This window comes from Agrobacterium sp. FDAARGOS_525, from assembly GCF_003938925.1.
In the GTDB taxonomy this organism is placed as follows: Bacteria; Pseudomonadota; Alphaproteobacteria; order Rhizobiales; family Rhizobiaceae; genus Agrobacterium; species Agrobacterium pusense.
Genome location: NZ_RKIU01000004.1, coordinates 175,272 through 199,250 on the forward strand (window position 1 = coordinate 175,272; position 23,979 = coordinate 199,250).

The 23,979-nt window shown below is 60.4% G+C and carries 22 protein-coding genes and 1 pseudogene; 10 read left to right on the plus strand and 13 right to left on the minus strand.

Translation table 11 applies throughout. The features are described from left to right. Window positions 1-78: 78 nt before the first annotated feature. Both EGT36_RS17350 and EGT36_RS17355 read left to right on the plus strand, forming a co-directional pair. Window positions 79-965 (plus strand): annotated as a pseudogene (locus EGT36_RS17350) (AraC family ligand binding domain-containing protein). Between the two features lie 77 nt (window positions 966-1,042). Further along, complete coding sequence (locus EGT36_RS17355) at window positions 1,043-1,510, plus strand: hypothetical protein (RefSeq protein ID WP_125270686.1); 468 nt, start codon at window positions 1,043-1,045, stop codon at window positions 1,508-1,510. A 10-nt stretch (window positions 1,511-1,520) separates the two neighbouring features. Here the strand turns inward: EGT36_RS17355 and EGT36_RS17360 are convergent, their stop codons facing one another. Genes EGT36_RS17360 through EGT36_RS17370 form a run of 3 tightly spaced genes read right to left on the minus strand, consistent with a single transcriptional unit; the run spans window position 1,521 to window position 6,077 of the window. Further along, the gene (locus EGT36_RS17360) at window positions 1,521-2,432 is read right to left on the minus strand and encodes a DMT family transporter (RefSeq protein ID WP_125270687.1); all 912 of its coding nucleotides are present in this window, start codon (window positions 2,430-2,432) and stop codon (window positions 1,521-1,523) included. Continuing rightward, entirely contained in the window at window positions 2,429-4,831 is a 2,403-nt protein-coding gene (locus EGT36_RS17365; RefSeq protein WP_125270688.1) for a PIG-L family deacetylase, read from the minus strand. Before EGT36_RS17365 ends, EGT36_RS17360 begins: the two co-directional genes overlap by 4 nt. Before the next feature lie 19 nt (window positions 4,832-4,850). Next, window positions 4,851-6,077 (minus strand): ROK family transcriptional regulator, encoded by a 1,227-nt coding sequence (locus EGT36_RS17370; RefSeq protein ID WP_125270689.1) that lies wholly within the window; start codon window positions 6,075-6,077, stop codon window positions 4,851-4,853. A gap of 251 nt (window positions 6,078-6,328) precedes the next feature. Here EGT36_RS17370 and EGT36_RS17375 point away from each other — a divergent pair, with 251 nt between their 5' ends. Genes EGT36_RS17375 through EGT36_RS17400 form a run of 6 tightly spaced genes read left to right on the plus strand, consistent with a single transcriptional unit; the run spans window position 6,329 to window position 12,829 of the window. After that, window positions 6,329-7,582 carry a sugar ABC transporter substrate-binding protein gene (locus EGT36_RS17375; protein ID WP_125271405.1) on the plus strand — a complete coding sequence of 418 codons (1,254 nt, stop codon included), beginning with the start codon at window positions 6,329-6,331 and terminating at the stop codon, window positions 7,580-7,582. Between the two features lie 17 nt (window positions 7,583-7,599). Continuing rightward, window positions 7,600-8,541 carry a carbohydrate ABC transporter permease gene (locus EGT36_RS17380; protein WP_111813810.1) on the plus strand — a complete coding sequence of 314 codons (942 nt, stop codon included), beginning with the start codon at window positions 7,600-7,602 and terminating at the stop codon, window positions 8,539-8,541. Beyond that, complete coding sequence (locus EGT36_RS17385; RefSeq protein ID WP_006697289.1) at window positions 8,538-9,380, plus strand: carbohydrate ABC transporter permease; 843 nt, start codon at window positions 8,538-8,540, stop codon at window positions 9,378-9,380. Before EGT36_RS17380 ends, EGT36_RS17385 begins: the two co-directional genes overlap by 4 nt. Window positions 9,381-9,384: 4 nt before the next feature. Next, complete coding sequence (argH, locus tag EGT36_RS17390) at window positions 9,385-10,899, plus strand: argininosuccinate lyase (RefSeq protein WP_125270690.1); 1,515 nt, start codon at window positions 9,385-9,387, stop codon at window positions 10,897-10,899. Continuing rightward, on the plus strand, window positions 10,899-11,939 hold the full coding sequence (locus EGT36_RS17395) for an ABC transporter ATP-binding protein (RefSeq protein WP_006697291.1): 1,041 nt from the start codon (window positions 10,899-10,901) through the stop codon (window positions 11,937-11,939). Before argH ends, EGT36_RS17395 begins: the two co-directional genes overlap by 1 nt. After that, complete coding sequence (locus tag EGT36_RS17400; RefSeq protein ID WP_037092563.1) at window positions 11,936-12,829, plus strand: carbohydrate kinase family protein; 894 nt, start codon at window positions 11,936-11,938, stop codon at window positions 12,827-12,829. The genes EGT36_RS17395 and EGT36_RS17400 overlap by 4 nt, the downstream gene beginning before the upstream one ends. 15 nt (window positions 12,830-12,844) lie before the next feature. On the opposite strand, the gene betC is transcribed toward EGT36_RS17400, so the two are convergent. Together betC and choX are read right to left on the minus strand one after the other, a co-directional pair. Next, on the minus strand, window positions 12,845-14,359 hold the full coding sequence (gene betC, locus EGT36_RS17405; protein WP_125270691.1) for a choline-sulfatase: 1,515 nt from the start codon (window positions 14,357-14,359) through the stop codon (window positions 12,845-12,847). 14 nt (window positions 14,360-14,373) lie between these two features. Then, window positions 14,374-15,327, minus strand: coding sequence for a choline ABC transporter substrate-binding protein (gene choX, locus EGT36_RS17410; protein WP_080823145.1), 954 nt, complete (start codon window positions 15,325-15,327; stop codon window positions 14,374-14,376). 94 nt (window positions 15,328-15,421) lie between these two features. On the opposite strand from choX, the gene EGT36_RS17415 reads away from it, so the two are divergent. Beyond that, window positions 15,422-16,318 (plus strand): choline sulfate utilization transcriptional regulator, encoded by an 897-nt coding sequence (locus EGT36_RS17415; protein ID WP_004444701.1) that lies wholly within the window; start codon window positions 15,422-15,424, stop codon window positions 16,316-16,318. A gap of 29 nt (window positions 16,319-16,347) precedes the next feature. On the opposite strand, the gene EGT36_RS17420 is transcribed toward EGT36_RS17415, so the two are convergent. The 6 genes from EGT36_RS17420 to EGT36_RS17445 all read right to left on the minus strand — a co-directional run bounded on the left by EGT36_RS17420 (window position 16,348) and on the right by EGT36_RS17445 (window position 22,317). After that, complete coding sequence (locus EGT36_RS17420; RefSeq protein WP_125270692.1) at window positions 16,348-17,799, minus strand: aldehyde dehydrogenase; 1,452 nt, start codon at window positions 17,797-17,799, stop codon at window positions 16,348-16,350. A gap of 16 nt (window positions 17,800-17,815) precedes the next feature. Next, window positions 17,816-18,538: an ABC transporter ATP-binding protein gene (locus tag EGT36_RS17425; protein ID WP_125270693.1), complete on the minus strand. Its 723-nt coding sequence runs from the start codon at window positions 18,536-18,538 to the stop codon at window positions 17,816-17,818. Continuing rightward, window positions 18,531-19,259 (minus strand): ABC transporter ATP-binding protein, encoded by a 729-nt coding sequence (locus tag EGT36_RS17430; RefSeq protein WP_125270694.1) that lies wholly within the window; start codon window positions 19,257-19,259, stop codon window positions 18,531-18,533. The genes EGT36_RS17425 and EGT36_RS17430 overlap by 8 nt, the downstream gene beginning before the upstream one ends. Next, window positions 19,256-20,164: a branched-chain amino acid ABC transporter permease gene (locus EGT36_RS17435; protein WP_125270695.1), complete on the minus strand. Its 909-nt coding sequence runs from the start codon at window positions 20,162-20,164 to the stop codon at window positions 19,256-19,258. The genes EGT36_RS17430 and EGT36_RS17435 overlap by 4 nt, the downstream gene beginning before the upstream one ends. Continuing rightward, on the minus strand, window positions 20,161-21,033 hold the full coding sequence (locus EGT36_RS17440) for a branched-chain amino acid ABC transporter permease (RefSeq protein ID WP_125270696.1): 873 nt from the start codon (window positions 21,031-21,033) through the stop codon (window positions 20,161-20,163). Before EGT36_RS17440 ends, EGT36_RS17435 begins: the two co-directional genes overlap by 4 nt. 69 nt (window positions 21,034-21,102) lie before the next feature. Continuing rightward, complete coding sequence (locus tag EGT36_RS17445; RefSeq protein WP_125270697.1) at window positions 21,103-22,317, minus strand: amino acid ABC transporter substrate-binding protein; 1,215 nt, start codon at window positions 22,315-22,317, stop codon at window positions 21,103-21,105. A 132-nt stretch (window positions 22,318-22,449) separates the two neighbouring features. Here EGT36_RS17445 and EGT36_RS17450 point away from each other — a divergent pair, with 132 nt between their 5' ends. Beyond that, complete coding sequence (locus tag EGT36_RS17450) at window positions 22,450-23,322, plus strand: helix-turn-helix transcriptional regulator (protein ID WP_125270698.1); 873 nt, start codon at window positions 22,450-22,452, stop codon at window positions 23,320-23,322. 19 nt (window positions 23,323-23,341) lie between these two features. On the opposite strand, the gene EGT36_RS17455 is transcribed toward EGT36_RS17450, so the two are convergent. Both EGT36_RS17455 and EGT36_RS17460 read right to left on the minus strand, forming a co-directional pair. Further along, window positions 23,342-23,641 (minus strand): HigA family addiction module antitoxin, encoded by a 300-nt coding sequence (locus EGT36_RS17455; RefSeq protein WP_112766393.1) that lies wholly within the window; start codon window positions 23,639-23,641, stop codon window positions 23,342-23,344. A 55-nt stretch (window positions 23,642-23,696) separates the two neighbouring features. Then, window positions 23,697-23,978: a type II toxin-antitoxin system RelE/ParE family toxin gene (locus tag EGT36_RS17460; RefSeq protein ID WP_045533913.1), complete on the minus strand. Its 282-nt coding sequence runs from the start codon at window positions 23,976-23,978 to the stop codon at window positions 23,697-23,699. Window position 23,979 lies beyond the last annotated feature (1 nt).

The window sequence follows — 23,979 nt, forward strand, 5'->3', positions numbered from 1 at the left end:
CAATATCCTGCTGGCTGTCTCCTCGGATCGGGATTATGCGTATAATACCGACGAGGACCAGAGAAGGATTATGCTTTTATGGGTAATTTTGTGCTGCAGGATTTGATCGATCAAGGACCCGGCATGCGAACCGTCTCACTGCCGCGCGGCCGCCAGACGCTGCACACCATGCCGACCAGCAGCGGTTATGAAATCCGCCGTGGCGGTACTTACGACTGGGATGGTCGCAAACGCGGGCAGACGCCCTTTACCGTCCTGCAATATTGCATCAGCGGTCAGGGCAACCTGCGCTATGAGAACCGCCATTACGTGGTGAGGCCCGGCGAAACCCTGCTGCTGCTCATCCCTCACAATCACCGCTACTGGCTGGAAGATGGCAAGGAGTGGGAGTTCTTCTGGATCTCAATGAATGGCGAGGAAGCGCTCCGCATCCACCGCAACATTCTTTCCGTCACCGGCCCGATCCTCAAGCTGCAGCCTGAAACGGTGGATCATCTCGCCGGATGCTGCTCACGTCTCGTCAACGGTGCCGAGACACCGGGGGCGGCGTCGGCTGTCGCCTATGAGGCGGCGATGACGCTTTATGACGATGTTTTCGGCTCGCATCCTTCCTTTGGCGGCGAATATCGCACGATGCAGCAGGTGCTGAGCTATATAGACAGCCACCTTGGCGACCGACTTTCCGTCAGCGACCTGGCCGCCGTAGCGGGTCTCAGCCGCGCGCATTTTCCCGAATCTTCACCGCAAGCGAAGGCCTGCCGCCGGCGGAATTCGTCTTGCAAAGACGCCTGAGAAGGGCAGCCAAGCTATTGACAACTGCAGCCAACATTCCAATCAAGGAAGTCTCGGTGCTATGCGGTTTCGAGGATCCGAACTATTTCTCGAAGGTGTTCCGCAGGCTTTACGGCACCAATCCGAGCGAATTCCGCACCACCGGCATGTATGCCAGTGTCAGGCAGGGCTGACGCGAAACAGGACTTGGTTTTGACATGTTTCAGGCGATTAAGAATAGGCGTTACACCTTCTTTGGAGGCTGGCAGAGGTGAACAGCAAAATCCGGACGATTCTCGTCTTTCCGCTCAGGGCGATCATCGTTTTCGCCATGGTCCTCGACGGCATTTTCCGCCCGCTCTACCGGCCGGTCATCAGGGCCCTGTCGAACCTGAAAATCATCCAGCGGCTGGAAAGCCGGATAGCGCAGCTGCCGCGCCTTGCCATTCTGCTCTGTCTCGCCGTTCCCTTCGCGATTGCGGAACCGATGAAGATCATGGGCCTCGTCCTCTTTGCCCATGGGGCTTTCAAGTCGGGGGTGGTTCTGACGATCATTGCCCATCTTTCGACCTTCCTGATTGTCGAACGCATCTACCATGCCGGCCGGGAAAAGCTTCTCACCTATGGCTGGCTCGCTTGGATCATGCGCTATGTGCGTTTTGCCCGTTCGTTTTACGACCGTTTGAAACTTGCGGCGCTGAGCTGGATTAGGCTTCGGATCCTTGCACAATCGCGATAGAACCTGCCCGTCATCTTTTGCGGCGCAGCCTTCTCAAGAGATATTCCGCAAGCGCAGTCGATTGCAGCGACACGAGAATGATGACGATGCCGAACACAACGCGGGCTTCAGGCACTTCGTCGAACAGAAAATATCCGACCGCAGTCACAAACAGGATCGACAGATAGCTGACCGGCGCAAGGACGCTTGCATCCGCGATACGATAGGCCCGCAGGAAACAATATTGTCCCATTTGCGCCAGCAATCCGATGCCGAGCAACGGAACCCAGTCAAATGACGCAACCGGCTTCCATGTCCAGATTGCCGGAATGGCGGTGATGACGGCGAGGCCCACCGTGTAGAACACCATCATGACAGTGGTGTTCTCCCGCCGCAGCGCTCGTGTCTGGATAACCGCAAGCGCACCGAACACCACCGATATCAGAACAACAATCACGCCCACGCCAAATTCCGCGCCGCCCGGCCCAATGACGACCAGAACGCCGACAAATGCAAGACAGGCTCCCGCCCAGCGAAAGCGGCTCACGCTTTCGCCAAGAAAGGCGACAGCCATCGCCATCGTCACCAATGGCCGGGAAAAACCAACGGCATTGACGGTCGCAAGCGGCAACAGGGTGATGGCGATGAAATTGCTGGTGAGTGCGATGGCATTGCAGCAGATGCGGAAAATGTTACGCCAGGGATATTGGATACGCGCCATTTCTCCCCTGTGCCGCCAGATCAGCGGCAGGATGAACAGCAGACCAATCATCGCCCTGATGAAGACGAGCTGGAAGGCGGGATAGGTGACGCCTTGCGCCTTCACGAGCGCGGTCATACCGCCCGCAACAAGGGTCATGTCCAGCAACAGCCAGCCTATGCCCGCGCGGGTGTCCGTTTCGCGAGGGCCTTGCTGTTCTTCGTTTTGATCGTCGCCATTCACGCCGGTTGCACAAGATTGGCCATGAGGCGGAAAGCGCCAGGCACAACCTTGTCCATCTGGTGATGCAGCACGAGGCTGGTATGGGTATGCCTACCCTTGCCGATGACGCCCGAAACCAGCGCACCCTTCAGCGGCTGCTCATCGACATCATGCATGGCGAGCAATGGCTCGTAGACATCATCCCAGCGTGACGCGAAATAAAGCCCGCGCTCTTTGTCCCAGCCCCCCCAGTCGGCGGCATCAATCCTGTTCGGCCCGACAAGCAGCGGATGGTCGGGCAAGAGCACCGTTACCTCCGCCTGCGGATCGGTCACACGCCAGCGCAGGGAAGGCTTGCCGATCTCAAGACGCCGAACTGGTGTCGTTTCCGGGTTCCATCCGTCAGTCGGCCGGTGATAGAGCGTGACCAGATGACCGCCGTTTTCGACGAAGCGGTGAAGTTTCTCCGTCTCGGCAGCTAGATCCCTGCGGATGCCGAAGGCGAAGATGCCGATAACGATCGTCGTAAAGGATGACAGGTCCCCGCCAAGCGCCTGAGCGTCGAGGTCGGTGACATCGAGTCCCATTCGCGACAGCCAAAGACCCACCCTGTCAGCACCACCACCGACATAGCCGATCCGCGCCTTCTCGGGCAGCTTCAGGTCCAGCGAGAGGATTTTCAGAACGGACGGCGCCAGAAATCTTGCCCGACCGATGTGCGGATAAGCGATCGGCGTTATCTGAAAAGCGGGTTGCGCACCGACAAGCGCCTCGATCTGGGCAAGGCCCACCCGGGCCTCGCCGTTACGTTCGGCAATCCAGTCGCCGCCGTTCTTGCGCAGGTTCCAGCCGCCCGTATTCCTGAACGACAGCAACGCATCGGCGCCCTTTATATGCGCCTGAAAGACATGCGCCTCCTGCCCCTGTCCGAGCGGAACCAGAAGAGCGTCCGGCGCAATGGTCAGCGACTGCGCCGGCGTCACGAAAAACGGTTCCTCAAGGTCGAAGGCGGCCGAAACCGTTCTGCCTTCAACCTTTGCGGAAAGCCGCACTGAGGCATGGCCATTGCCGCCCATGGCTTTCCAGTCAGGCTGATACAGCCCGGAAACAGGTGCATCCTGATCCGCGACAAGCGTAAAGACCCGCCTCTCGCCAAGCGACTGGATGGATGACGATACACCTGATGGCAGGACCGGGGTGACCTCAACGTCAATGTGAGCCGCCTTATCTGAAAGCTCCACGGAAAGAACCGACGTTCCGCCCGGAACGATCTCCGCCGGCTCGGCGTAGGCCCGCTCGAAAACATCAAGCGCCGTCAGGATGGCGGCATCGACCTGCGCCCGTTTGCGCCTGATCCGATGTCCGTGCAGTTCCCTGAAATCCGCAGTGGCGGATTCGTCCACCGTCTGCAAAAGCGCTGCCGCCGCGAGAAGTGACGCCGTGATCCGCTGCCTGTCGGGAAAGGCTGATATCGCTTCGCTTATCGCCTGTTCCGCCTTGACCAGCGCCTTTGCCAATTCGGTATCCAGGCCCGGGAACACCGCAAGGTCTGACAACGAAGACGGCAGCCCGTCGAGGATCGAGTGTTCTTGGCCCCCTGCATCACTGGCGAGTTCAAGATGCAGCGGCCAGACCTCCTGCGCCAGCTTAGGCCAATGTCCCATTCCCTGAGAAGCGTGATAATAACGCGACCATTCGCCGATCCGGTCATATTGCGCGCCAGTCGCCTGCTCCCTGCCGCGAGCGTTTACCGTTACGGTCGTCTCCGGCGGCGGCACTTCGTCATCATAGGTGTCACCACCGCCCGACCACGCGGGAAGGTAATATTTCGCCACCTGCCACGGCTTCAGCCCCTCTGCAAGATGTTCAGGATAGGCCGCAGGGTCCGCCGCCAGCGCGATGGCGCTCTTTGCCGCACGCGTCATGGCGCGGTGGTGCCCATGTTGTCCCGGCACATCGAGAAAGGTCGGGATGACGATATCCGGCCGCTCCTTGCGATAAGCGCGCACCAGCCGCTCAATGATGCGCTGCTGCCCCCAGCGGCCAAAGGTCTGGTCGCCATCCTTGGAGAACCCGAAGTCATGAATGAGATCCGCCGGCCCATGGCCGAGCCAGCTGATATCCGCATCGATGACGCGGGCCGCCTCCTCCAGCTCCCGCGAGCGGATGACGCCAAGCGCGCCAAGCCTTTCCGGCCCCAGCGCATTCTGACCGCCCTCGCCACGTGTCGAGCAGGCGATGATGGTACGCATGCCAAGCTCCATGCGGAAATAGGCAAGCAACCCGTTCTGCTCGTCGTCCGGATGCGCGCCGGTATGCATGACGGTCACCGTGGACTTCAGCGCGCTCAGCCTGCGATGCAGGCGTATGAGCCACGGATCGGCCATTTGCCGTTCGATGCGCTCCCGGGGGGTAAGCATGGGCGGTCTCCTCCAATATTCAGCCGGTTGCCTGCGCTGCGGCTCCCATGGATGTCTCAAGTTTTGGCGTGACGATATCGAAAAGCGGCAAGGCGGCAGCGCCGAGGGCAGCGGTCAACTGCCCGGACTTGCCATGGATGACACGCGGAAGTTCCCGCTGCCTGCGACTTGCGACCGAGGTCGGCAAAGGCCCCATCCGTGCAATGATTTCACTGATGATGACCTCAGGCAGAGCGCCGCCGAGAATGACTGTCTGCGGATCGAGAATATTCTCGAGCATCGCCACCATGGGCGCCAGATGCGCCGCAGCTTCGTCGATCCATTCCCTCACCACGGGATGGCCTGCCTTGAACAGGGCCTCCAGATCATCAAGTTCCGTATCCGCAACACCGGCGCATACAAGCTTTTCCTTCAGTACATAGACTGAGGCATAAGCCTCCAGGCACCCTCTCTGCCCGCAGGAAGGACAAGGCCTTCCCCTCGGCGAAACAGTCACATGGCCGATTTCGCCGGCATTCCCGAATGCACCGCGATAGGGCGCGCCATCCTGGATGATGCCGAGGCCGATACCGACGCCGAAATAGATCATGCAGAAATTCGGGATCGCCAGACCAGCACCAAACAGCCGTTCCCCGACTGCTGCGGCCGTGGCATCGTTTTCAACCACGACCGGCTGGCCGCAGGCTTCGCCCAGCATCTGCCGGGCATCAATGCCGCCCCAGCCGGAAAGCGTCGTCGGTCCCACCGAAGTCATGCCATCGATCTCGAAGGGACCGGGCATGACGACCCCGGTGCCAAGAAGCCTGCAGCCTAGATTTTTGGCAACGGCGTCATGCTCGGCGGCAAAGGTCTTGAATATGGCTTCCGGTGTCGTGTCCGAGAGCGGCGTGATGCGCTGCGTGCGAAGAACGCCGGCGAGATCAAGACCGACGGTGACCATATGGTCGGCGGCGATTTCCACGCCGATCGTCGCCCCCCCATCCGGGTTGACCGAAAACTGGATCGGCGGCTGGCCGCGACCGGAGCGACGACGGCCGAGCTCCTTCAGCAACTCCTCGCCCATGAGTTCATCGACGATATTGGCGACCGCCTGCGGCGTCAGATGCGTGATCTTGGCGATCTGGGCGCGGCCGAGGGAGCCGTGCCGCCGGACAATATCGAGGACGACTCGCCTGTTATGTTCGCGGCTCCGCTCAGGGTTTTTTCCGATTGCTACGGGATAAGCGTCCACCGTGTGCACCGTCATCTCTTCAACTTCCCGTCTGTTAGAAAATTAATAGCGTCGAACCGACGATAAGCGCAATATAATAATTCAAGTAAATTATCTTATTGACAAATGCCTGCCTTCAGAGAACCGTAAGAGCGACCGGGGGTCAGGCTTGCCCGGGCGGAAGAGGAAACTCCGCCACCGGCAAATCGATGAGCGCGCGCGAAAGCGCGGAAAAGGGAACGATGGCTCCGCATCCGGAAGACCGGGCGGAGGAAAAGGAGGCTTACATGCGCAGGGCAACTCTGTTCGCCGGCTTGGTTGCCGGTTTCAGCACATTTGCATTCAACGCCGCGCAGGCGGTTGAAATCGAATATTGGCAATATGTCTTCGACACCCGCGTGAAGGCCATGGACGAGCTGATCGCACAGTTCCAGAAGGCCAATCCCGACATCACCGTCAAGCAGGTAACCTTCCCTTATGCCGATTACCAGACGCGCGTGATTGCCGCCAATATGTCCGGCAAGGGCCCGGACGTGATGCAGCTGTTTTACGGCTGGCTCGACAAGTTCGCGGCGGGCGGGATTTTGCAGCCACTGCCAACAGACGCTTTCCCGCATGACAAGATCGAAAGCGAATTTTTCCCGATCGTCAGCGCCATGAAACGCGGCGAGGACTATTACGGCCTGCCGACCGCGGTTCGTTCGCTTGCACTGTTCTACAACAAGAAGCTCTTTACCGAGGCGGGTCTCGATCCCGCAAATCCGCCGAAGACGCTCGATGAATTCGTCGCCGCCGCGCAAAAGATCGCCAAGCACGATGCCGCCGGCAATCTCACCGTCGCCGGTTCCACGCTCGATATGGGCGGACAGGATCACCAGTGGTGGCGTGAGGTGCTCATCCGCCAATATGGTGGCGAGCCCTATACCGACAACGACCAGAAGGTCGCATATAATAGCGAGCCCGGCATCCAGGCTCTGAAATTCTACACCAGTCTGCAGCTCGAAAAAAAGATCGGTGAGGCGGGTTTCATGGATGAAGGCCAGGCCGCCTTCCGTGCGGGCAAGGCGGGCATGACCATCGACGGCACTTTCCGGCTGGGCTCGTTCCGCACCATCAAGGATTTCGAGTGGGGCGTGACCGAACTTCCGACCAATGACAAGAATATCCGCTCCAACTATGCGAGCTATTTCGCCAACGGCATCAGCGCCAAGACAACGGGTGAAGAGCTTGAGGCGTCCAAGAAGTTCCTCGCCTATATCTCTTCACCGGAAGCCATGGCGATCTGGCTGAAGACAGTGGGCGAACTGCCGGCGAGACGCTCCGCAGCGCTGACCGAAGAAAACCTGAAGGACCCGATCTACGCGCCGTTCCTGAAGGGTCTGGAATATGCCCACACGACACTGTTCATGGATGAGGCCGCCCAGCGCCAGAACGCCATTGACATGACCAACCGGGTCCTGCTCGAGGGCCAGTCGGTTGAAGATTCCATCAAGCAGGCCGCCGAGGCCGAGCAGGAAATCATCGACGCGGCGAAACCCTGAAAACCGCAGGTCCAACCATGACAGCGACAGATCAACAGGGGGCGGTATCCGGCCGCCCCGGCGGCTCCTTTGGGGACCGTCTTTCCATGCGCACCAAACGGCTCTTATGGATATGGAGCTTTCTGGCGATCCCTATCCTGTTTTACAGCATCATCCGTTTTTACCCGACGCTTCAGGCCTTCTATCTGTCCTTCACCAACTGGGACCTGCTGAGGCCGGCAAAGTTCATTGGCGTTGCCAATTACGTCAAGCTCTTCAAGGACCCGCAATTCTGGAAGGTGTTCAAGAACACCTTCGCGTATCTCATCGTCGGCACGCCGATCAGCCTCGTGCTCGCCTTCGTCATCGCCTTTTATCTCGACCGCGTACGCATCCTGCACGGTTTCATCCGCGCGCTTTATTTCCTGCCCTATCTGACGACGGCGGCCGCGATGGCCTGGGTCTGGCGCTGGTTCTATCAACCGCCGCCCATCGGCATCATCAACGACGTCTTCGCAATTCTCGGCATTCCGCAGCAACCCTTCATCCGCTCTACGGACCAGGCGCTTTATTCGATCATGGTGACAGCCATCTGGGCAGGCCTTGGCTTCCAGATCATCATCTTCATGGCCGGGCTGCGCGCCATTCCAACGACATTTTACGAAGCCGCCCGCATCGACGGGCTGGGCGAATGGGCGATCCTGCGCAAGATCACGCTTCCGCTTCTGAAACCCACCACGGTCTTCCTCGTGGTCTTCTCGTCCATCGGTTTCCTGCGCATCTTCGACCAGGTCTACAACATGACGACCAATGATCCGGGCGGACCGCTCGGCTCAACGAAACCGCTTGTGCTGATGATCTATCAGACGGCGTTCAATTCCTATGCCATGGGTTATGCCGCAGCGCAGACGGTCGTCCTGTTTACCATTCTTCTCGTCGTATCGCTGATCCAGCTCTGGGTCCTGAGGGAAAAGAAATGAGCGAAGCAAAGCCACTTTCCCACGCCCGTATCCGCCCCGGTCGCATTCTCGCCTGGACGTTGCTGTTCATAGGCGGCCTGATCATGGTTTCGCCGCTACTATTCATGTTCTCGACCTCGTTCAAGACGGCGGACCAAGTCTATGATCTCAGGCTCATTCCCGCAGCACCGACGCTTGCCAACTATATCACGGTCATGGCCGACGGCCGTTTCCTGCGCTGGTTCTTCAACTCAATGCTGGTTGCGGTCATCGTTACCGTCTCCAACTGCTTCTTTGACAGTCTGGTCGGGTACACGCTGGCGAAGTTCGAGTTTCGCGGCCGCTATTTCATCTTCCTCGCCATCCTGTCGACGCTGATGATCCCGACCGAAATGCTCGTCATTCCCTGGTATCTGATGTCCAGCCAGCTGGGCTGGCTCGACAGCTACTGGGGCATCATGTTCCCGGGCATGATGACGGCCTTCGGCACCTTCCTGATGAAGCAGTTCTTCGAGACGGTTCCGAACGACTTCATCGAGGCCGCGCGCGTCGACGGGCTGAACGAATTCCAGATCTGGTGGAAAGTCGCCCTGCCGCTGGTGACGCCCGCGCTCTCCGCGCTCGCGATCTTCACCTTCCTAGGGAACTGGACAGCATTCTTCTGGCCGTTGATCGTCACGACAAGCAAGGAGCTCTACACCCTGCCGGTCGGCCTTTCGAGCTTTGCCGTGGAACAGCAGATCCAGTGGGAAATGATCATGACGGGCGCAGCCATTGCGACCATCCCCACCCTCATCGTCTTCATCGTCCTGCAACGCTACATCGTTCGCGGTGTGATGCTGGCGGGCCTGAAAGGATAACATCATGGCCGATATCAACCCGCGCCAGTCGGATACCAGCAAGTTTCCCGACCCTGTCTACAAGGAAACCGTGCTGCGCCCGCTTTTCGACGGCGCCAAGAACCACCACGTAGATGGGTTCCGCCGCATAGACCGCGCCCACCTTGTCATGCTGCGCGAGACCGGCATTCTCGATGCCGAGACGGCGGCCAAGATCGCCGGCGCACTCGAAGACATCGACAAAACCATCGAACCCGCGGAGCTTGTTTATACCGGCGAAGTCGAGGATTTCTTCTTCCTGATCGAAAAAGAGCTGAAAGCCCGCATCGGCGTCGATGTCGCCGGCCGCCTGCATACGGCCCGTTCGCGCAACGATATCGATCACACTCTATTCAAGATCGGCCTCAAGGAAAAGATCGACACGCTCACGGTCAAGGCGCGTGTCCTGCTGAAAGCGCTGATCGATGCCGCCGAACGCAATCAAGCCACGCTGATCGTGGCTTACACCCATGGGCAGCCGGCCCAGCCCACCACCTTCGGCCACTACCTTTCCGCCGCGATCGAGGTGCTGATCCGGGATATCGAACGTTTTGCAGAGGCGCGCCGCATCGTCGATCTTTCGCCGATGGGCGCTGCCGCCATCACCACCTCGGGCTTTCCCATCGATCGGGCGCGGGTCGCCGAATTGCTGGGTTTTGCTGCACCCTTACGCAATTCCTATTCCTGCATCGCCGCCGTGGATTACACGACCGCGACCTATGGCGCGATCGAGCTGATGTTCCTGCATCTCGGACGGCTCATCCAGGATTTCCAGTTCTGGACGAGTTTCGAGGTTGGCCAGATCTACGTGCCGAATGCGCTGGTGCAGATTTCCTCGATCATGCCGCAGAAGCGAAACCCGGTGCCGATTGAACATCTGCGCCACCTCGCCAGCCAGACATTCGGGCGGGCGCGCACGGTGCTGGATGTGATGCATAATACGCCGTTCACCGACATGAATGACAGTGAGGGCGAAACGCAGGGCATGGGTTATGAGGCCTTCGCCTCTGCGGGCCGGGTTCTCGATCTTCTTGCCAGCCTCGTTGGCCAGATCAGCATCGATCCCGAAAGGGTCGACCAGAACATCCGCCGGTCGTGTATCACCATCACGGAACTGGCGGATTCGCTTGTCCGCATCGAAGACCTGTCTTTCCGCCAGGCCCATGAGATTGCCGCGACTGTTGCCAAGAGCGTCGTCGCGCTGAAAGGCGATCTGCCGAACGACGGTTACCAGCCGTTCCTCAAGGCGTTCCATGAGCTGACAGGGCGGCAAACCGGGATCGATGAGGAAAAATTCATGCAGATCGTCTCGCCCGAGCACTTCGTTGCCGTACGCAGCCGTTTCGGCGGCCCTGCGCCCGAGCCGATGCGGGAGGCGATTGCCACCTATCGCAACACGCTTGCTGCATTCGAGGCCGAAGCACGGCGATCCGCCGATCACGAAGCGGCAAAGGCCGCGGAACTCACAGAGAAATTCACCGCCCTGACGGGAGCCCGATGATGGCGACAATCGAACTCAATAAACTCGTGAAGCGCTACGGCAAGGTCGAGGCGGTCAAGGGCATCGATCTTGCCATTGAAGACGGCGAATTCGTCGTTTTTGTCGGCCCGTCCGGCTGCGGCAAATCCACCACCCTCAGAATGATCGCCGGGCTGGAAGAAATCTCCGACGGAGCGCTGAAGATCGGCGGCGACATCGTCAATGAGAAGGAACCGAAACAGCGCAATATCGCGATGGTCTTCCAGAACTATGCGATCTATCCGCACATGACGGTTCGCCAGAACATCGGCTTTGGCCTCTACACCTCGAAGCTTGACCGCGAGGAAAAGAACCGCCGCATCGAGGAGGCCGGCCGGGTGCTCGGTCTGGAGGCCCTGCTCGACCGGCGGCCGGCGGCCCTGTCAGGCGGCCAGCGGCAGCGTGTCGCCATCGGCCGCGCCATGGTGCGCGATCCCGCCGCCTTCCTGTTCGATGAGCCACTGTCTAATCTAGACGCCCAGCTGCGCGCACAGATGCGTATTGAAATCAAGCGCTTGCATCAGCGTCTTAAGACGACAACCGTTTATGTCACCCACGATCAGGTGGAAGCCATGACCATGGCCGACAGGATCGTCGTCATGAAGGACGGCCACATCCTGCAGGTCGGCACGCCAACGGAACTTTATGAAACACCCGTCGACATCTTTACCGCACGCTTCATCGGCAGCCCCTCGATGAACCTGCTGCGCGGAACCAGAGCCGGCGACAGCGTCGCGCCGTCCGCCACGGGTGAGCTTCTGATCGGCGTCCGGCCGCATGATCTGCTTGTTGGCGAGTCTGGGTCCGCTCAGGGGACGTTTACCCTGGAAGGAACGGTAACGGCAGTCGAGCCGCTCGGGCCGGAGACGCTTGTTCATCTGGACACCGACACCAGTTCGGTAATCGCCACGGCGAGAAGCAAAACCATTCCGGCCGTCGGCGGCAGGCTGCAATGCCAGGCGGCGCGAGGTTCGCTTTATCTTTTCGACGCCAAGACGGAAAAGCTTCTGGGCCGCGCATGATGACAACGGAAAAAACTGCCGTCATCAGCATCGGCCGGATCTATTGTGACCTCATTTTCACCGGTCTTAATGAACTGCCAGTGCTCGGCCGGGAACTGTTTGCCCGAGACATGGAAATCGCCCCCGGCGGCGGAGCCTTCATTGCCGCCGCCCATTTCGCCCATGTCGGACGCCCGGTTGCTCTGCTCGCAAGGCTCGGCACCGATACGTTTTCGCGCGACATCGGTGAGAAAATGGCGCAAAGCGGCGTTGACCTGCGGTTTCTGGAACATGCAGCAGATGCCGGACCGCAGGTGACGGTGGCGACAGTGGTTGGCCAGGACCGGGCATTTTTGACGCGCCGCGCCGGTGCCGCCCGTCCCTCGACGCTCGATGCCGCCTTCGCGTGGGATAACGCCCGGCATCTGCACATCGCCGAATTCGCCACGCTGCATGAGATGCCTGATCTGGTTTCACGCGCCAAGGCAAGCGGATTGTCAGTATCGCTCGATCCAAGCTGGGATGCTTCGCTGATTTACGACAAGGGGCTGCTGAAGGCCTGTGCCGGTGTCGACGTGTTTTTGCCCAATCTCGAAGAGGCGGAAGCAATCACGGGGCATTCTGACCCGGAACGAGCCATCCACGCCCTGTCAGAGGCCTTTCCCGTCGTGGCGCTGAAAGGCGGTGCGCAGGGCGCGTGGATATCTTGTCGAAGGGGCTTGCAGCATCTGGCAGCCCAGGAAGTACCCGTCGTCGATACGACCGGAGCCGGCGACGCCTTTAATGCCGGTTTTCTTGATGCCTGGCTTCAAGGCAGGGACGAACAGCAATGCCTCACAGCCGGGGTTGCCGCGGGCAGTCTTGCCGTGCAGGCGGCGGGCGGCGCACCGAGGGTGTCGACCACCGCTTGAGGCACCTTGCCCACCTCACTCGCCGCGCGGAAAACGCTGGTTTTCTTCCAGAACGTTGAGGTCCATGTGGTTACGCATGTAGCGTTCCGAAGCCTTCTGCAAGGGTTGGTAGTCCCACGGGTAATAGGCGCCGTTGCGCAGCGCCTTGTAGACCACCCAGCGCCGCGCCTGACTTTCGCGAACGGCGGCGTCGAACACCGGCAACTGCCACCGCCGGCCAATTTCCGCGGAAAGCGACGAGAGCACGTCGCTGAAAGCGGGATCGCCGGCGAGATTGGTGCGCTCTTCGGGATCGGCGTCCAGATCGTAAAGCAGCGGCGGATCGGCCTCACAGACGGACAATTTGTATCGACCGTCCCTGATGGCGACGAGCGGCGAGATCGAGCCTTCGGCCGCATATTCCATCGGCACCGGGCCGCGCCCGCCGGTGCCAGCAGCCAACGGCGCCAGATCCTCGCCATCCGTCCAGCGTTTAAGCGAGGTGATATCAAGCCCTGCCAGACCGCACAGCGTCGGCGTCACATCCAGTGTCGAGGCCGGCGTATCGATCAATGCCGGCTGCCAGCCTGGCGCGGCGATCATCAGCGGTACACGGGCCGAGCCCTCGAAGAAGCACATCTTGAACCACAGGCCGCGCTCACCCAACATATCGCCATGGTCTGAAAGGAAGAGGACGATGGTGTCCTGCTCCATCCGCGTCGCCTTCAGGACGCCAAGGATTTCGCCGATCTTCTCGTCGATATAGGAGACGTTGGCGAAGTAACCGCGGCGTGCCCGGCGTATCTGCTCCGGCGAAATATCGAAGGCATTGTGGTCACAGGCTTCCAGCAACCGTTTCGAATGCGGGTCCTGCTGATCGAAAGCAATGGCCTCCGACTGCGGATCGAGCGCCGGGCAATCCTCATAGAGATCCCAGAATTTCCGCCGCGCCACATAGGGATCGTGCGGATGGGTGAAGCTGACGGTCAGACACCACGGCCGGTCATCGAGCCGACGAGACAGGTCATAGAGCTTGCGAGTGGCGTGGTAGGCTACCTCGTCGTCATACTCCATCTGGTTGGTGATTTCGGCAACCCCTGCACCCGTCACCGAACCCAGATTGTGATACCACCAGTCGATCCGCTCGCCCGGCTTGGTATAATCGGGCGTCCAGCCAAAATCCGCGGGATAGATGTCGGTCGTCAGACGCTCTTCGAAGCCGTGCAGCTGGTCAGGCCCGACGAAATGCATCTTGCCTGAGAGACCGGTGTAATAACCGGCTGCCCGCAGATGGTGCGCATAGGTCGGAATGTCGGAGGCGAACTCGGCGGCATTGTCGTAAACCCGCGTCCGGCTTGGCAATTGCCCGGACATTAGGGAGGCGCGGGCCGGCGCACAAAGCGGGCTGGCCGTATAGGTATTGGCGAAGCGTACAGACCGCTCCGCCAAGGCTTTCAGATGCGGTGCATGGAGAAAATCGGCCGGTCCATCGGGAAACAACGTCCCGTTGAACTGGTCGACCATCAGAATGAGGATATTGGAACGCGGCATTTCCACTTTCCGGCTCAGAGACCAAGCTTGCCCTTAACGGCATCCGCACCCGGTTTTCCATCCAGCGTGGTAACGCCCTGAAGCCAGCCATCCAGCGCTTTGGGGTTGGCCTTCACCCAGGCCGCTGCCGCGGCTTTGGAATCCTCTCCGCCGAGAATCGAACCCATGAGGGTATTTTCCATGCCGATATCGAACTTCAGGTTTTTGAAGAGCGCCGCCGCGTTGGGGCATTTTTCCGGCCAGCCGGTGCGGGCAAGCGTATAAACCTCTGCGCCGCCGAAATTCGGGCCGAAATAGGCGTCACCGCCGGAGAGATAGGCGATATCGATCTTCTCGTTCATCGGATGCGGCGCCCAGGCAAGGAAGACCACGGCCTTCTTATCCCGGCCCGCCCGTTCCACCTGCGCCAGCATGGCCTGCTCACCCGATTCGACGAGCTGCCAGCCTTTAAGGCCGAAATCATTGGCGTCTATGATCTTCTGGATATTCTGGTTGGCGGGTGCGCCGGGCTCGATGCCGTAAATCTTGCTCTCGAATTCATCGGCATGTTTGGCGAGATCGGCGAAATCCTTCACGCCCTTCTCCGCCATGTAGGACGGCACCGCCAGCGTGAACTTGGCGCCCTCGAGATTCTTCGTCAAGACCTCGGCAGCTTTCGCCGAATTGAGGTCATCTACGAAGGATTTCTGCGCCGGCATCCAGTTCCCGAGGAAAACGTCGATTTCGCCGTTCTTCATCGCCTGATAGCCAATGGGCACGGAAAGCGTCTTGACGTCGGCTTCATAACCCAATGCATCGAGCAGTACCGAGGCGACGCCATTGGTTGCGGTAATATCCGTCCAGCCGGGATCGCTTAGACGTACGAGCTTGCAGGACGCGTCATCGGCCGCCTGAAGCGGGGTGGAGAAGGCCGCCACGGACAGGAACAGGCCGGCGGCGATGCGGTGCAGATGAGAAACGGTTTTCATTGCGGCTCCCCTTGTATTAGTCCAGTTTATTGAACACCACATTGTTTTTGCCTGTGAAGCGGGTATTTTTCGATAAGTGATATAAGGAAATTTAATGTCAGACCGGCCGCTCGATCTCGGATGGATGCGCATCTTTACCGAGGTTGCCCGCCAGGGCAGCCTGACGGCGGCGGCGGGCTCCCTGCGGCTCACCCAGCCTGCCGTCAGCTATCAGATGCGCAGGCTCGAAGAGGAGCTTGGGGTGGCGCTCATCCGCCGCAAACATCGCGGCATCGATCTGACGGCAGAGGGACAAAGGCTGTTCGAGATCGTCTCCCGCAATGTCGATGCCATTGATCTGCTCGCGCAGCAGCTTCGGCGGACGGAGGAACGCCAGACCATCCGCCTGCATACGGACTATGCCTTTTCGTCATTGTGGCTCATTCCGCGGATGCACGGATTTCGAGCGCTCAACCCTGACATCAACATCCAGATCGTCGCCACGCAGGACCCGTTGGGTCAGGGCAAGCATGACAGCGACGTGATGATCATTTTCGGCACCCGGCAGGAGGCGGGTGACGGGGCCGTACTGCTGCTTTCGGAAAAAGTCACGCCGGTCTGTTCACCTGCGTTTCTGGCAGCAACGCCGGCGCCCGCAGGCGTTGCTGATTTTTCGCGGCGGAAACTCATCCACCTCGAAAATACCTCATCAGCGCACTGGTTCGACTGGCCTTCCTATTTCAAGCATTTCGGCGTTCAGAGAGGCCCCGAAAACGACGGCGGCGACATCAGCTTCAACAATTACACCATGGTGGTTCAGGCGACCATCGGAGAACAGGGCTTTGCGCTCGGCTGGGCCGGGCTCGTCGATCCACTGCTCGAGGCTGGCGTACTGGTCACGGCAGGCCCTAGCCTCGATGCACCGGGGCGCGGCTACTGGTTGATGCGGCCGAAAAGCAGCGACAGCGCGGTGAGAAAACTCACCGGCTGGCTGATTGACGAGCGGCGGTGAGGCCGCCGCAGCCGCCCCCGGCGTCCGGTTCAGATCGGATAATGCAGCGGCCCGTCCTGCAGCGTGACCCAGCGTAATTCGGTGAATTCCGCAATGCCCGCCGTGCCGCCGAAGCGGCCGTAACCGGAGGCCTTGACCCCGCCGAAAGGCATCTGCGCCTCATCGTGAACAGTCGGCCCGTTGATGTGGCATATGCCGCTTTCGATCCGCGCGGCAATGGCAAGCGCCCGCGCCTGGTCCCTGCCGAAAATCGCGGCGGAAAGACCAAACTCTGTTTCATTGGCGATGCTTACCGCCTCATCGACGCTGCCGGCCCTGATGATGGAAACGACCGGACCGAAACTTTCCTCGGAATAAAGCCGCATGGCGGGAGTGACGCCATCGATGGCGATCGCATCGAGCATGGTGCCGGTGCCGCCGCCACCCGCGACCAGCTTTGCGCCTTTGGACACGGCGTCGTCCACCAGCGCCCTTATGCGTGACGTCGCTTCGGCGCTGACCAGTGAGCCTAGCGGTGTCTTTCCCTCGCGTGGGTCCCCGGCCGTGAGGTTGGACGCTTTTTTGGCGAAGGCCTGCACGAATGTATCGGCAACGCTGTCGAGCACGATGATGCGCTCCGTCGACATGCAGATCTGGCCCTGGTTCATGTAGGCGCCGAAGGCGGCCGCCGCGACAGCGGCGTCGATATCGGCATCATCAAGCACGATGAACGGCGCCTTGCCGCCGAGTTCCAGCAGCGCTGGCTTCAGGTAACGGCCGGCCGTTTCGGCAATCACGCGGCCAACGCGGGTTGACCCGGTAAAGTTGACGCGTCTGACAGCGGAGTGCGCAATCAGCGTATCGACGATCTTTGCTGCATCCTCCGGCGCATTGGAGACGGCGTTGAGCACGCCCTTCGGCAGACCTGCCGATGAGACCGCCTCGATGATCAGCGCATGGGTGCGCGGGCAAAGTTCCGAGGTTTTCATCACCACCGTATTGCCGCAAGCCAGCGGCGTGGCGATGGAACGTACGCCGAGAATGACGGGCGCATTCCAAGGGGCGATGGACAATACCACGCCCGCCGGCTGGCGCAGTGCCATCGCCGTCGTTCCCGGCCGGTTGGAAGGAATGATCTCGCCCTTGATCTGGGTGGTCAGGCTTGCGGCCTCCACCAGCATATCGCTTGCGAGCTTCACATTGAAACCAGCCCAGGCATCGGTCGCGCCGATTTCTTCCTTCATCGCCTGGGTAATGTCAGGCCCGGCGGCGAGCAGCGCCTGAGCCGCCGCCAGCAGCAGGCGGCGGCGCTCGCCGGGCGATGTGGCCGACCAGACGGGAAAGGCGGCCGCGGCAGCATCGGCCGCACGGGTAGCGTCCTCCACCGTTGCCGCCGCCGCGCTGGTCGCAACGTCGCCGGTGATCGGATTGTGACGCTCGAAGCGCTTTCCGTTCGCGGCCGGGCAATGGTCGCCACCGATGAAAAGATTGACAGTCTGCATGGTCTTCCTCCTGAATTCAGACAATGGCGGCGGTGGTGCCGCCGAGAAACGCCCGTTGCACGGCGGCATCGGCGGAGAGGGCTTCAGCTGAACCTGTCCCGACGATACGCCCCGCTTCCAGCAAATAACCCCGGTCGGCCAGCGCCAGGCTTTCGCGCACATTCTGCTCCACGAGCAGAAGGGAAAGGCCGCTCTTCTTGATCTCGGCCAGGGCGGCAAAAAGTTCCTGCGTGACGATGGGCGCAAGACCCAGACTCGGCTCGTCCAGCAAGAGATAATCCGGTGCCGACATCAGCGCCCGCCCGATGGCGACCATCTGCTGTTCGCCGCCGGACATGGTGCCGGCAAGCTGCTGCCGGCGTTCGGCGAGACGCGGAAACAGCGAGAAAATATGCTCCCGCGTCACTTTTTCTGCGGAACGGGCATGGCGAGGATTGGCGCCGAGGCGGAGATTTTCCTCCACTGTCAGCGCCGCGAAAATTCCGCGCCCTTCTGGCACCAGCGCCACGCCGCAGTCCACGATCCGATGAGGAGGAACAGCGGCAAGCGACGCACCGTCGACGCGCACTTCCCCGGATGCCGGCACAACCATGCCGCCGACAGCTTTCAGCAGCGACGACTTGCCGGCGCCATTGGCGCCAAGCAGCACCACGGTTTCGCCCTTCGCAACATTGAGCGATATGCCGTCAACCGCGAGATGTTTGCCGTAGCGGATTGTCAATGCATCTATTTCAAGCATGTGCCGCTCCCAGATATGCGGAGATAACCTGCGGATCATCAAGCACCGCTGCCGTCGGCCCGTCGGCGATCTTGCGGCCGGCCGCCATGACCACGGAGCGCGGGCAAAGGGCGCGCACGGCCGCCATGATATGTTCCACCAGCAGGATGGTCGTCCCTTCCGATGCCAGCCGCCGGATCAGCGCGATCCCCTCTTGCAGCTCCGTGGGGTTGAGGCCTGCGAGCCATTCGTCAAGAAGCAGAAGCTTCGGTTCGCCCGCAAGCGCACGCGCCAGTTCGAGGCGCTTCTGATCGATATAGGTGAGATCGCCGGCCGGCATGACTTCCCGCCCCGCGAGCCCTATTCTTTGCAGACAGGTGCGCGCGACCTTCTCCGCCGCTGGGCGGGACAACCGCTGCGGCCCGAACATGGCCGAAACCGCGACATTGTCCAGCAGGGAGAGCGAAGGCAAAAGCCGCACGAGCTGGAAGGTGCGCGCCACGCCGGCGCGCGCAATCGCATCCGGCCGCCGGCCGGCAATCTCCTGCCCTTCCAGCCGGATTGATCCCTCCGTCGGCTTCAGCGCGCCCGAAATCAGGTTCATCAGCGTCGTCTTTCCGGAACCGTTCGGCCCGAGCAGCCCCACGACCTCGCCAGCCTTGATAGTCAGGCCCAGACCGTCCACTGCCTTCAGCCCGCCGAAGGTCTTGCGGATATCAGCAATTTCGAGAACCGTGCTCATGCCATCTTCTCCTTTTTGCGCAACTTCTCCAGCGCCGCCAGCACGCCATCCGGCAACACAAAGACGATGAGGATGAAGAGAGCGCCGAGAATGATGGAAAAATGGTTGGGGAAATTGGCGCCCAGCCATTCGAACAGCAGGAACAGCGGCACAGCACCGAGGATGGGTCCCCAGCGGCGCGTCGCTCCGCCAAGCAGGGCCATGATCACGGTGAGGAAGGAAACCTGAGGATTGAAGACGATGGCCGGCTCGATATAGACCCAGCGCGGGGCCTGGATGGCGCCAACAAGCGTGATGATGGTGGCGGACAGCACGAAGAGCGCCAACTTGGTGCGGGCAAGATTAATTCCTGCGTGGGCGGCCACCACCTCATCATCGCCGATTGCCTTCAGCGCCAGGCCGAGCTTGCTGCGGTCGATGAGAGTCGACAGGACAAGAGTAACGGCGGCCAGCACCAGCAATTGCCAGAGGACATGCTGCGGCTCCAGCGGCAGGAAGATATAGCGCCCGAGCGTTCCGGTCACATTCACTTCATACCAGGTGATGAGCTGGCGGATGAGTTCGGCGAGGCCGAAAGAAAAGATCACGAAATAAATGCCGGCGACGCGCAGCGTGGAAAGCCCAACGACGAAGGCAAGCGCCGCGCCGACAAGGGCGGAGCACAGGAGGACGAGCGGCCAGGGCAAGACCTCGCTCAGCACCGCGACCGTATAGGCCCCGACACCGAAAAAGGCGACGGTGGCGAGCGATATATAGCGGGTCGGACCGGAGAACATGGCCCAGGCGGAAGCAAGCGTGGCATAACCGAGAAGGCCGATGATGACGCCGACACCATAGGCATCGAAGAAGAAGGGGGAAAGCGCCAGCAGCGCGGCTGCGGCGAGGCCGATCAGAAGCGGAATCATTTGCCCCTCCTTGCGAAGATGCCTTCCGGACGCCAAAGCAGGACCATGAGAAAGAGCAGGTAGGTGGCGGCAAGTGTGAGGCCGGGATCGACATAAACCAGCACAAAGGTTTCCACGAGACCGAGCAGCAGCCCGGCGACCAGCGCGCCGAGCAGATTGCCGACACCGCCCATGATGACGACGACAAGCGCCTTCATGGTGAAGACCACGCCATAGGAAGCGGAGAAGGTCTGGTACATCGAGATCATCACCCCGCCCGCCACGGCGAGTGCGCCACCGAGAGCAAAGCCAAGGGAAGCCACACGGTTCACATCGATGCCGACCAGCGGCGCGGAACGGGGCGACAGCGCCACTGCCCGCAGGTTAAGACCCCAGCGGCTGTGGGTGAGCGCCAGATAAAGCCCACCGCCAATCAGGACGGACAAGCCGAAAGACAGAAGCCGGTTCATTGCCACCGTCGTGCCGAATATATCGACTCCATCGGCGAGATAGGAATAGGAATGGTAATTGCCGCCGAACGCCACGAGCATGATGCCCTGGATAACGAAGAGCAGTCCGAAGGTTGCCAGAATGGAAGCGACTTCCAGACGGCCGGAGCCGCCTGAACGGCGCACCAGCGGTCGCATCATGACCCGGTAGATCGCGAAAGACAGGCCGTAACCGAGCGGTACGATGATGAAAAGCGACCAGAGCGGCGAAAGCCCGTAACCGGAAAACAGAACGAAGGTGATGAAGGCAGCCGCGATCAGCACTTCGCCATAAGCGAGGTTCATGATGCGGGCGATGCCATATTGCAGCGAAAGTCCAAGCGCGATCAGCGCATAGGTCCCTCCCAGCATCAAGCCGAAGATGAGGGTGGATAAGAACAAGGAAATGTCTCCAGTCTGGAACATGGCCGAAGCCTTCCGGCCGGGTTCACGGCCCCGGCCGGAAAGGGCTTACCATTGCGGCTTCGGGACAACGGGCTTGGCCGCACCTGGACGTTCCGCGGGCGCAATCGCGACAAAACGCTCGCCCTGCCATTGCCCCGCCCACCACAGCTGACGAAGCTGGTTGTCTTCAAGTTTGACCGGGCCGATAACGGTGTCGAAGCTTCCCGTCGAAAGCTCGCCTGCCACCGCCGCCTTGTCGAGCCCGACGCGCTGGATTGACTGGGCCAGCATTTCGAGGCTCGCATAGGTGATGGCGCTTGCCCAGCTGTCCGGCTTGGTGCCGATGAAGGCTTCGTGACGCTTGAAATAATCCTCGATCCTGTCGCTGCTGCCATCGACGCCGCCGATGCTGATGACACCTTCCTGCTTGCCATCGGAAACCTTCGGGAAAATCGGGAAAGCACCGCCGACACCGACGTAGAACACCTTCGGATTATATCGTGCAGTCTGCGCCTGCTTCGTTACCGCGAAACTGTCCGGCGGGTAGGAGAAGGCGATGAAACTGTCCGCACCGCTTGCCGCGGCCTCGTTCACAAACGCAGCAAAATCGGAGGTGCCGACCGGATAGGTCTTGTCATAAGCAAGCGTAAAACCTGCTTCCTTCAGCGCGGGTCGCGCAGCCTTGATGAGATCGATGCCGAAACCGTCCGCGACAGATATCACGGCCACCTTGTCATTGATCTGGCCTGCTTCGCGGGCGGCTTTCAAAACATCGGCCAGTGCAACGGCATAGTCGTGCCCCCCGCCCAGCATCCAGAAGCTCTTCTTCCAGCGCGCGGCGAAATCGGGCGCCTTGTCGGTGACGCCGGTGACCGCGAGCTGCGGATAGCCGAAACGGTCATAGAGCGGCGCAACCGCCAGATTAAACCCCGTGCCCCAGGGCGGCAGGATGAAATCCACCTTGTCCTGGCTGGCCAGCCGCTCGGTGAACCGCACCGCGTCCTCGGCCGAGGAACGGTCGTCATATTCGACCACGTCAACTGGCAAGCGCTTGCCATCTGGCAGCGTGAGGCCGCCGGCATCGTTGACCTCCTTCACCCATAGTTTGTAGTTCGGAATGGTCGTGATACCCGCGCCGGTAGCATTGGCGCCGCTTTTTGACACGGCATAGCCAATCTTTACGGAAGTGCGGTCCTGCGCAGTGGCATGACTGAAAGACACTGCAGACAGGGCAGCACCGGAGAGCAGGCAGAACAGCGTTCTGCGCTTCAAATTGTTCATGATGTTCCTCCCAAAGCGCTCGATCGGGCAGCCCTTCTCCTCAAGACTCCCCACGCGCTGATCGAAGTTTAGCAATGACAGTCGCATATAAAATGCACTAGTGTAGTACATTATTGCACTTTTGGAGGTTGAATGCCGCTGCACAGCCAGTTTGCCGCCAATCGCGTGGAGATCACGGCACGTGCCTTCGCCTCCTCGCTGCGCGTATCGGAATTCCGGCTGGAAGCAGACAGCGCCCACATGCTTTTGCTTTCTGTCGGGGAAGCGGAGATCACGCAGGGCGATAAGAGGCTGGATGTCCCTTCGCCGGGGCTCATCTGGCTGCCCATAGGCCCGGCCGGCCGCGTGAGACTGAGCGCCGGAAGCCGCGGATCGCTGTTGACGACCACCGAAATCGGGCTGGCTCACGCGATGCCGACGGGCACGAGCGCAAACGCCGTACGCGCGATACTGCAGCGTATTCTGGTACAGACGCCCGAAGAGCTGGACCAAAAGGAACTGGAGGCTTATCTCCAGACAATCGCGAGCGAAAATGTCCGCGCAGCGACCGGTTCCGACACGATCATCGCCAGCCTGCTCTGCGTCACCCTTGTCCGGGTCTGTCAGCACGCCATCGCCGATGTTGCTGCCGCCGTCTCCACCCCGGGCGGCCTCACCGAACGTTTCGTCCTTCTGGTGAGCCAGCACAAGCACGATCAATGGGCCGTCGAAGATTATGCACACCATCTCGGCGTTACCCGCGAGCGACTGGGATTCGCGGTCCGCAAGGCCACGGGGCTTTCGCCACAGGCCTATATCCACCGGGAACTCCTGTCAGAGGCGCGCGACCTTCTTCTGAACTCTTCGCTGCAAGTCGCTGAAATCGCGTTTCGATTGGGTTTTCAGGACCCCGGCTACTTCAATCGCTTCTTCACCCGCAACGAGGGGACCTCTCCCGGCCGTTTCAGAAGAACGGCAAGGCAGAAGCAGAACATGCCGCCGCCATCCTATGCGGCCTGGCCGTGACGGGACAGGAGGCTGACAACTACGCGGCTTCCAATTCCTTGATATTCGCAAGGTCCGTTTCCAGCCTCGTTGCAGCCGCCTTAATGTCAAAAGCGTTCTGCAAGTTCAGCCAATATTCCGGGGTGGTCTTGAAAAACTTTGCCAGACGCAAGGCGGTGTCCGCGGTGATACCAAGTTTCTCTCCCGCAATCCGTTCTATGCGGGTGCGCGGAACATTGAGGTGCCTTGCGAGCGCGTATGCCGACATCCCCAGCGGCTCAAGATAGAGTTCCCGCAGGATTTCGCCCGGATGGATCGGAGGCGATTTACTGATTGTCATGCTCGCTGGCCCTCCTTGGCCGATTTGTCATGAGCCTTTCCACGAGAATAACCGACTAGTGATAGTCGGTTATTTCCACGTTTTCCGGTCCTGCTTGCGTCCAGACGAAGCAGATGCGCCACTGCTTGTTGATCCGGATCGAATATTGTCCCTCACGGTCGCCGGAAAGCTTTTCCAAACGATTACCGGGCGGTGACCGAAGGTCTTCAACCGTAGTCGCCGCATCCAGGACCGTGAGCAGTTGCTGGGCGCGGCGTAGCATATCGGAGGGAAATCCCTTCTTCACAGATCCGTCGTCAATCGAAGCAGTCAGCTTGTTTTTGAAAGAACGGATCATC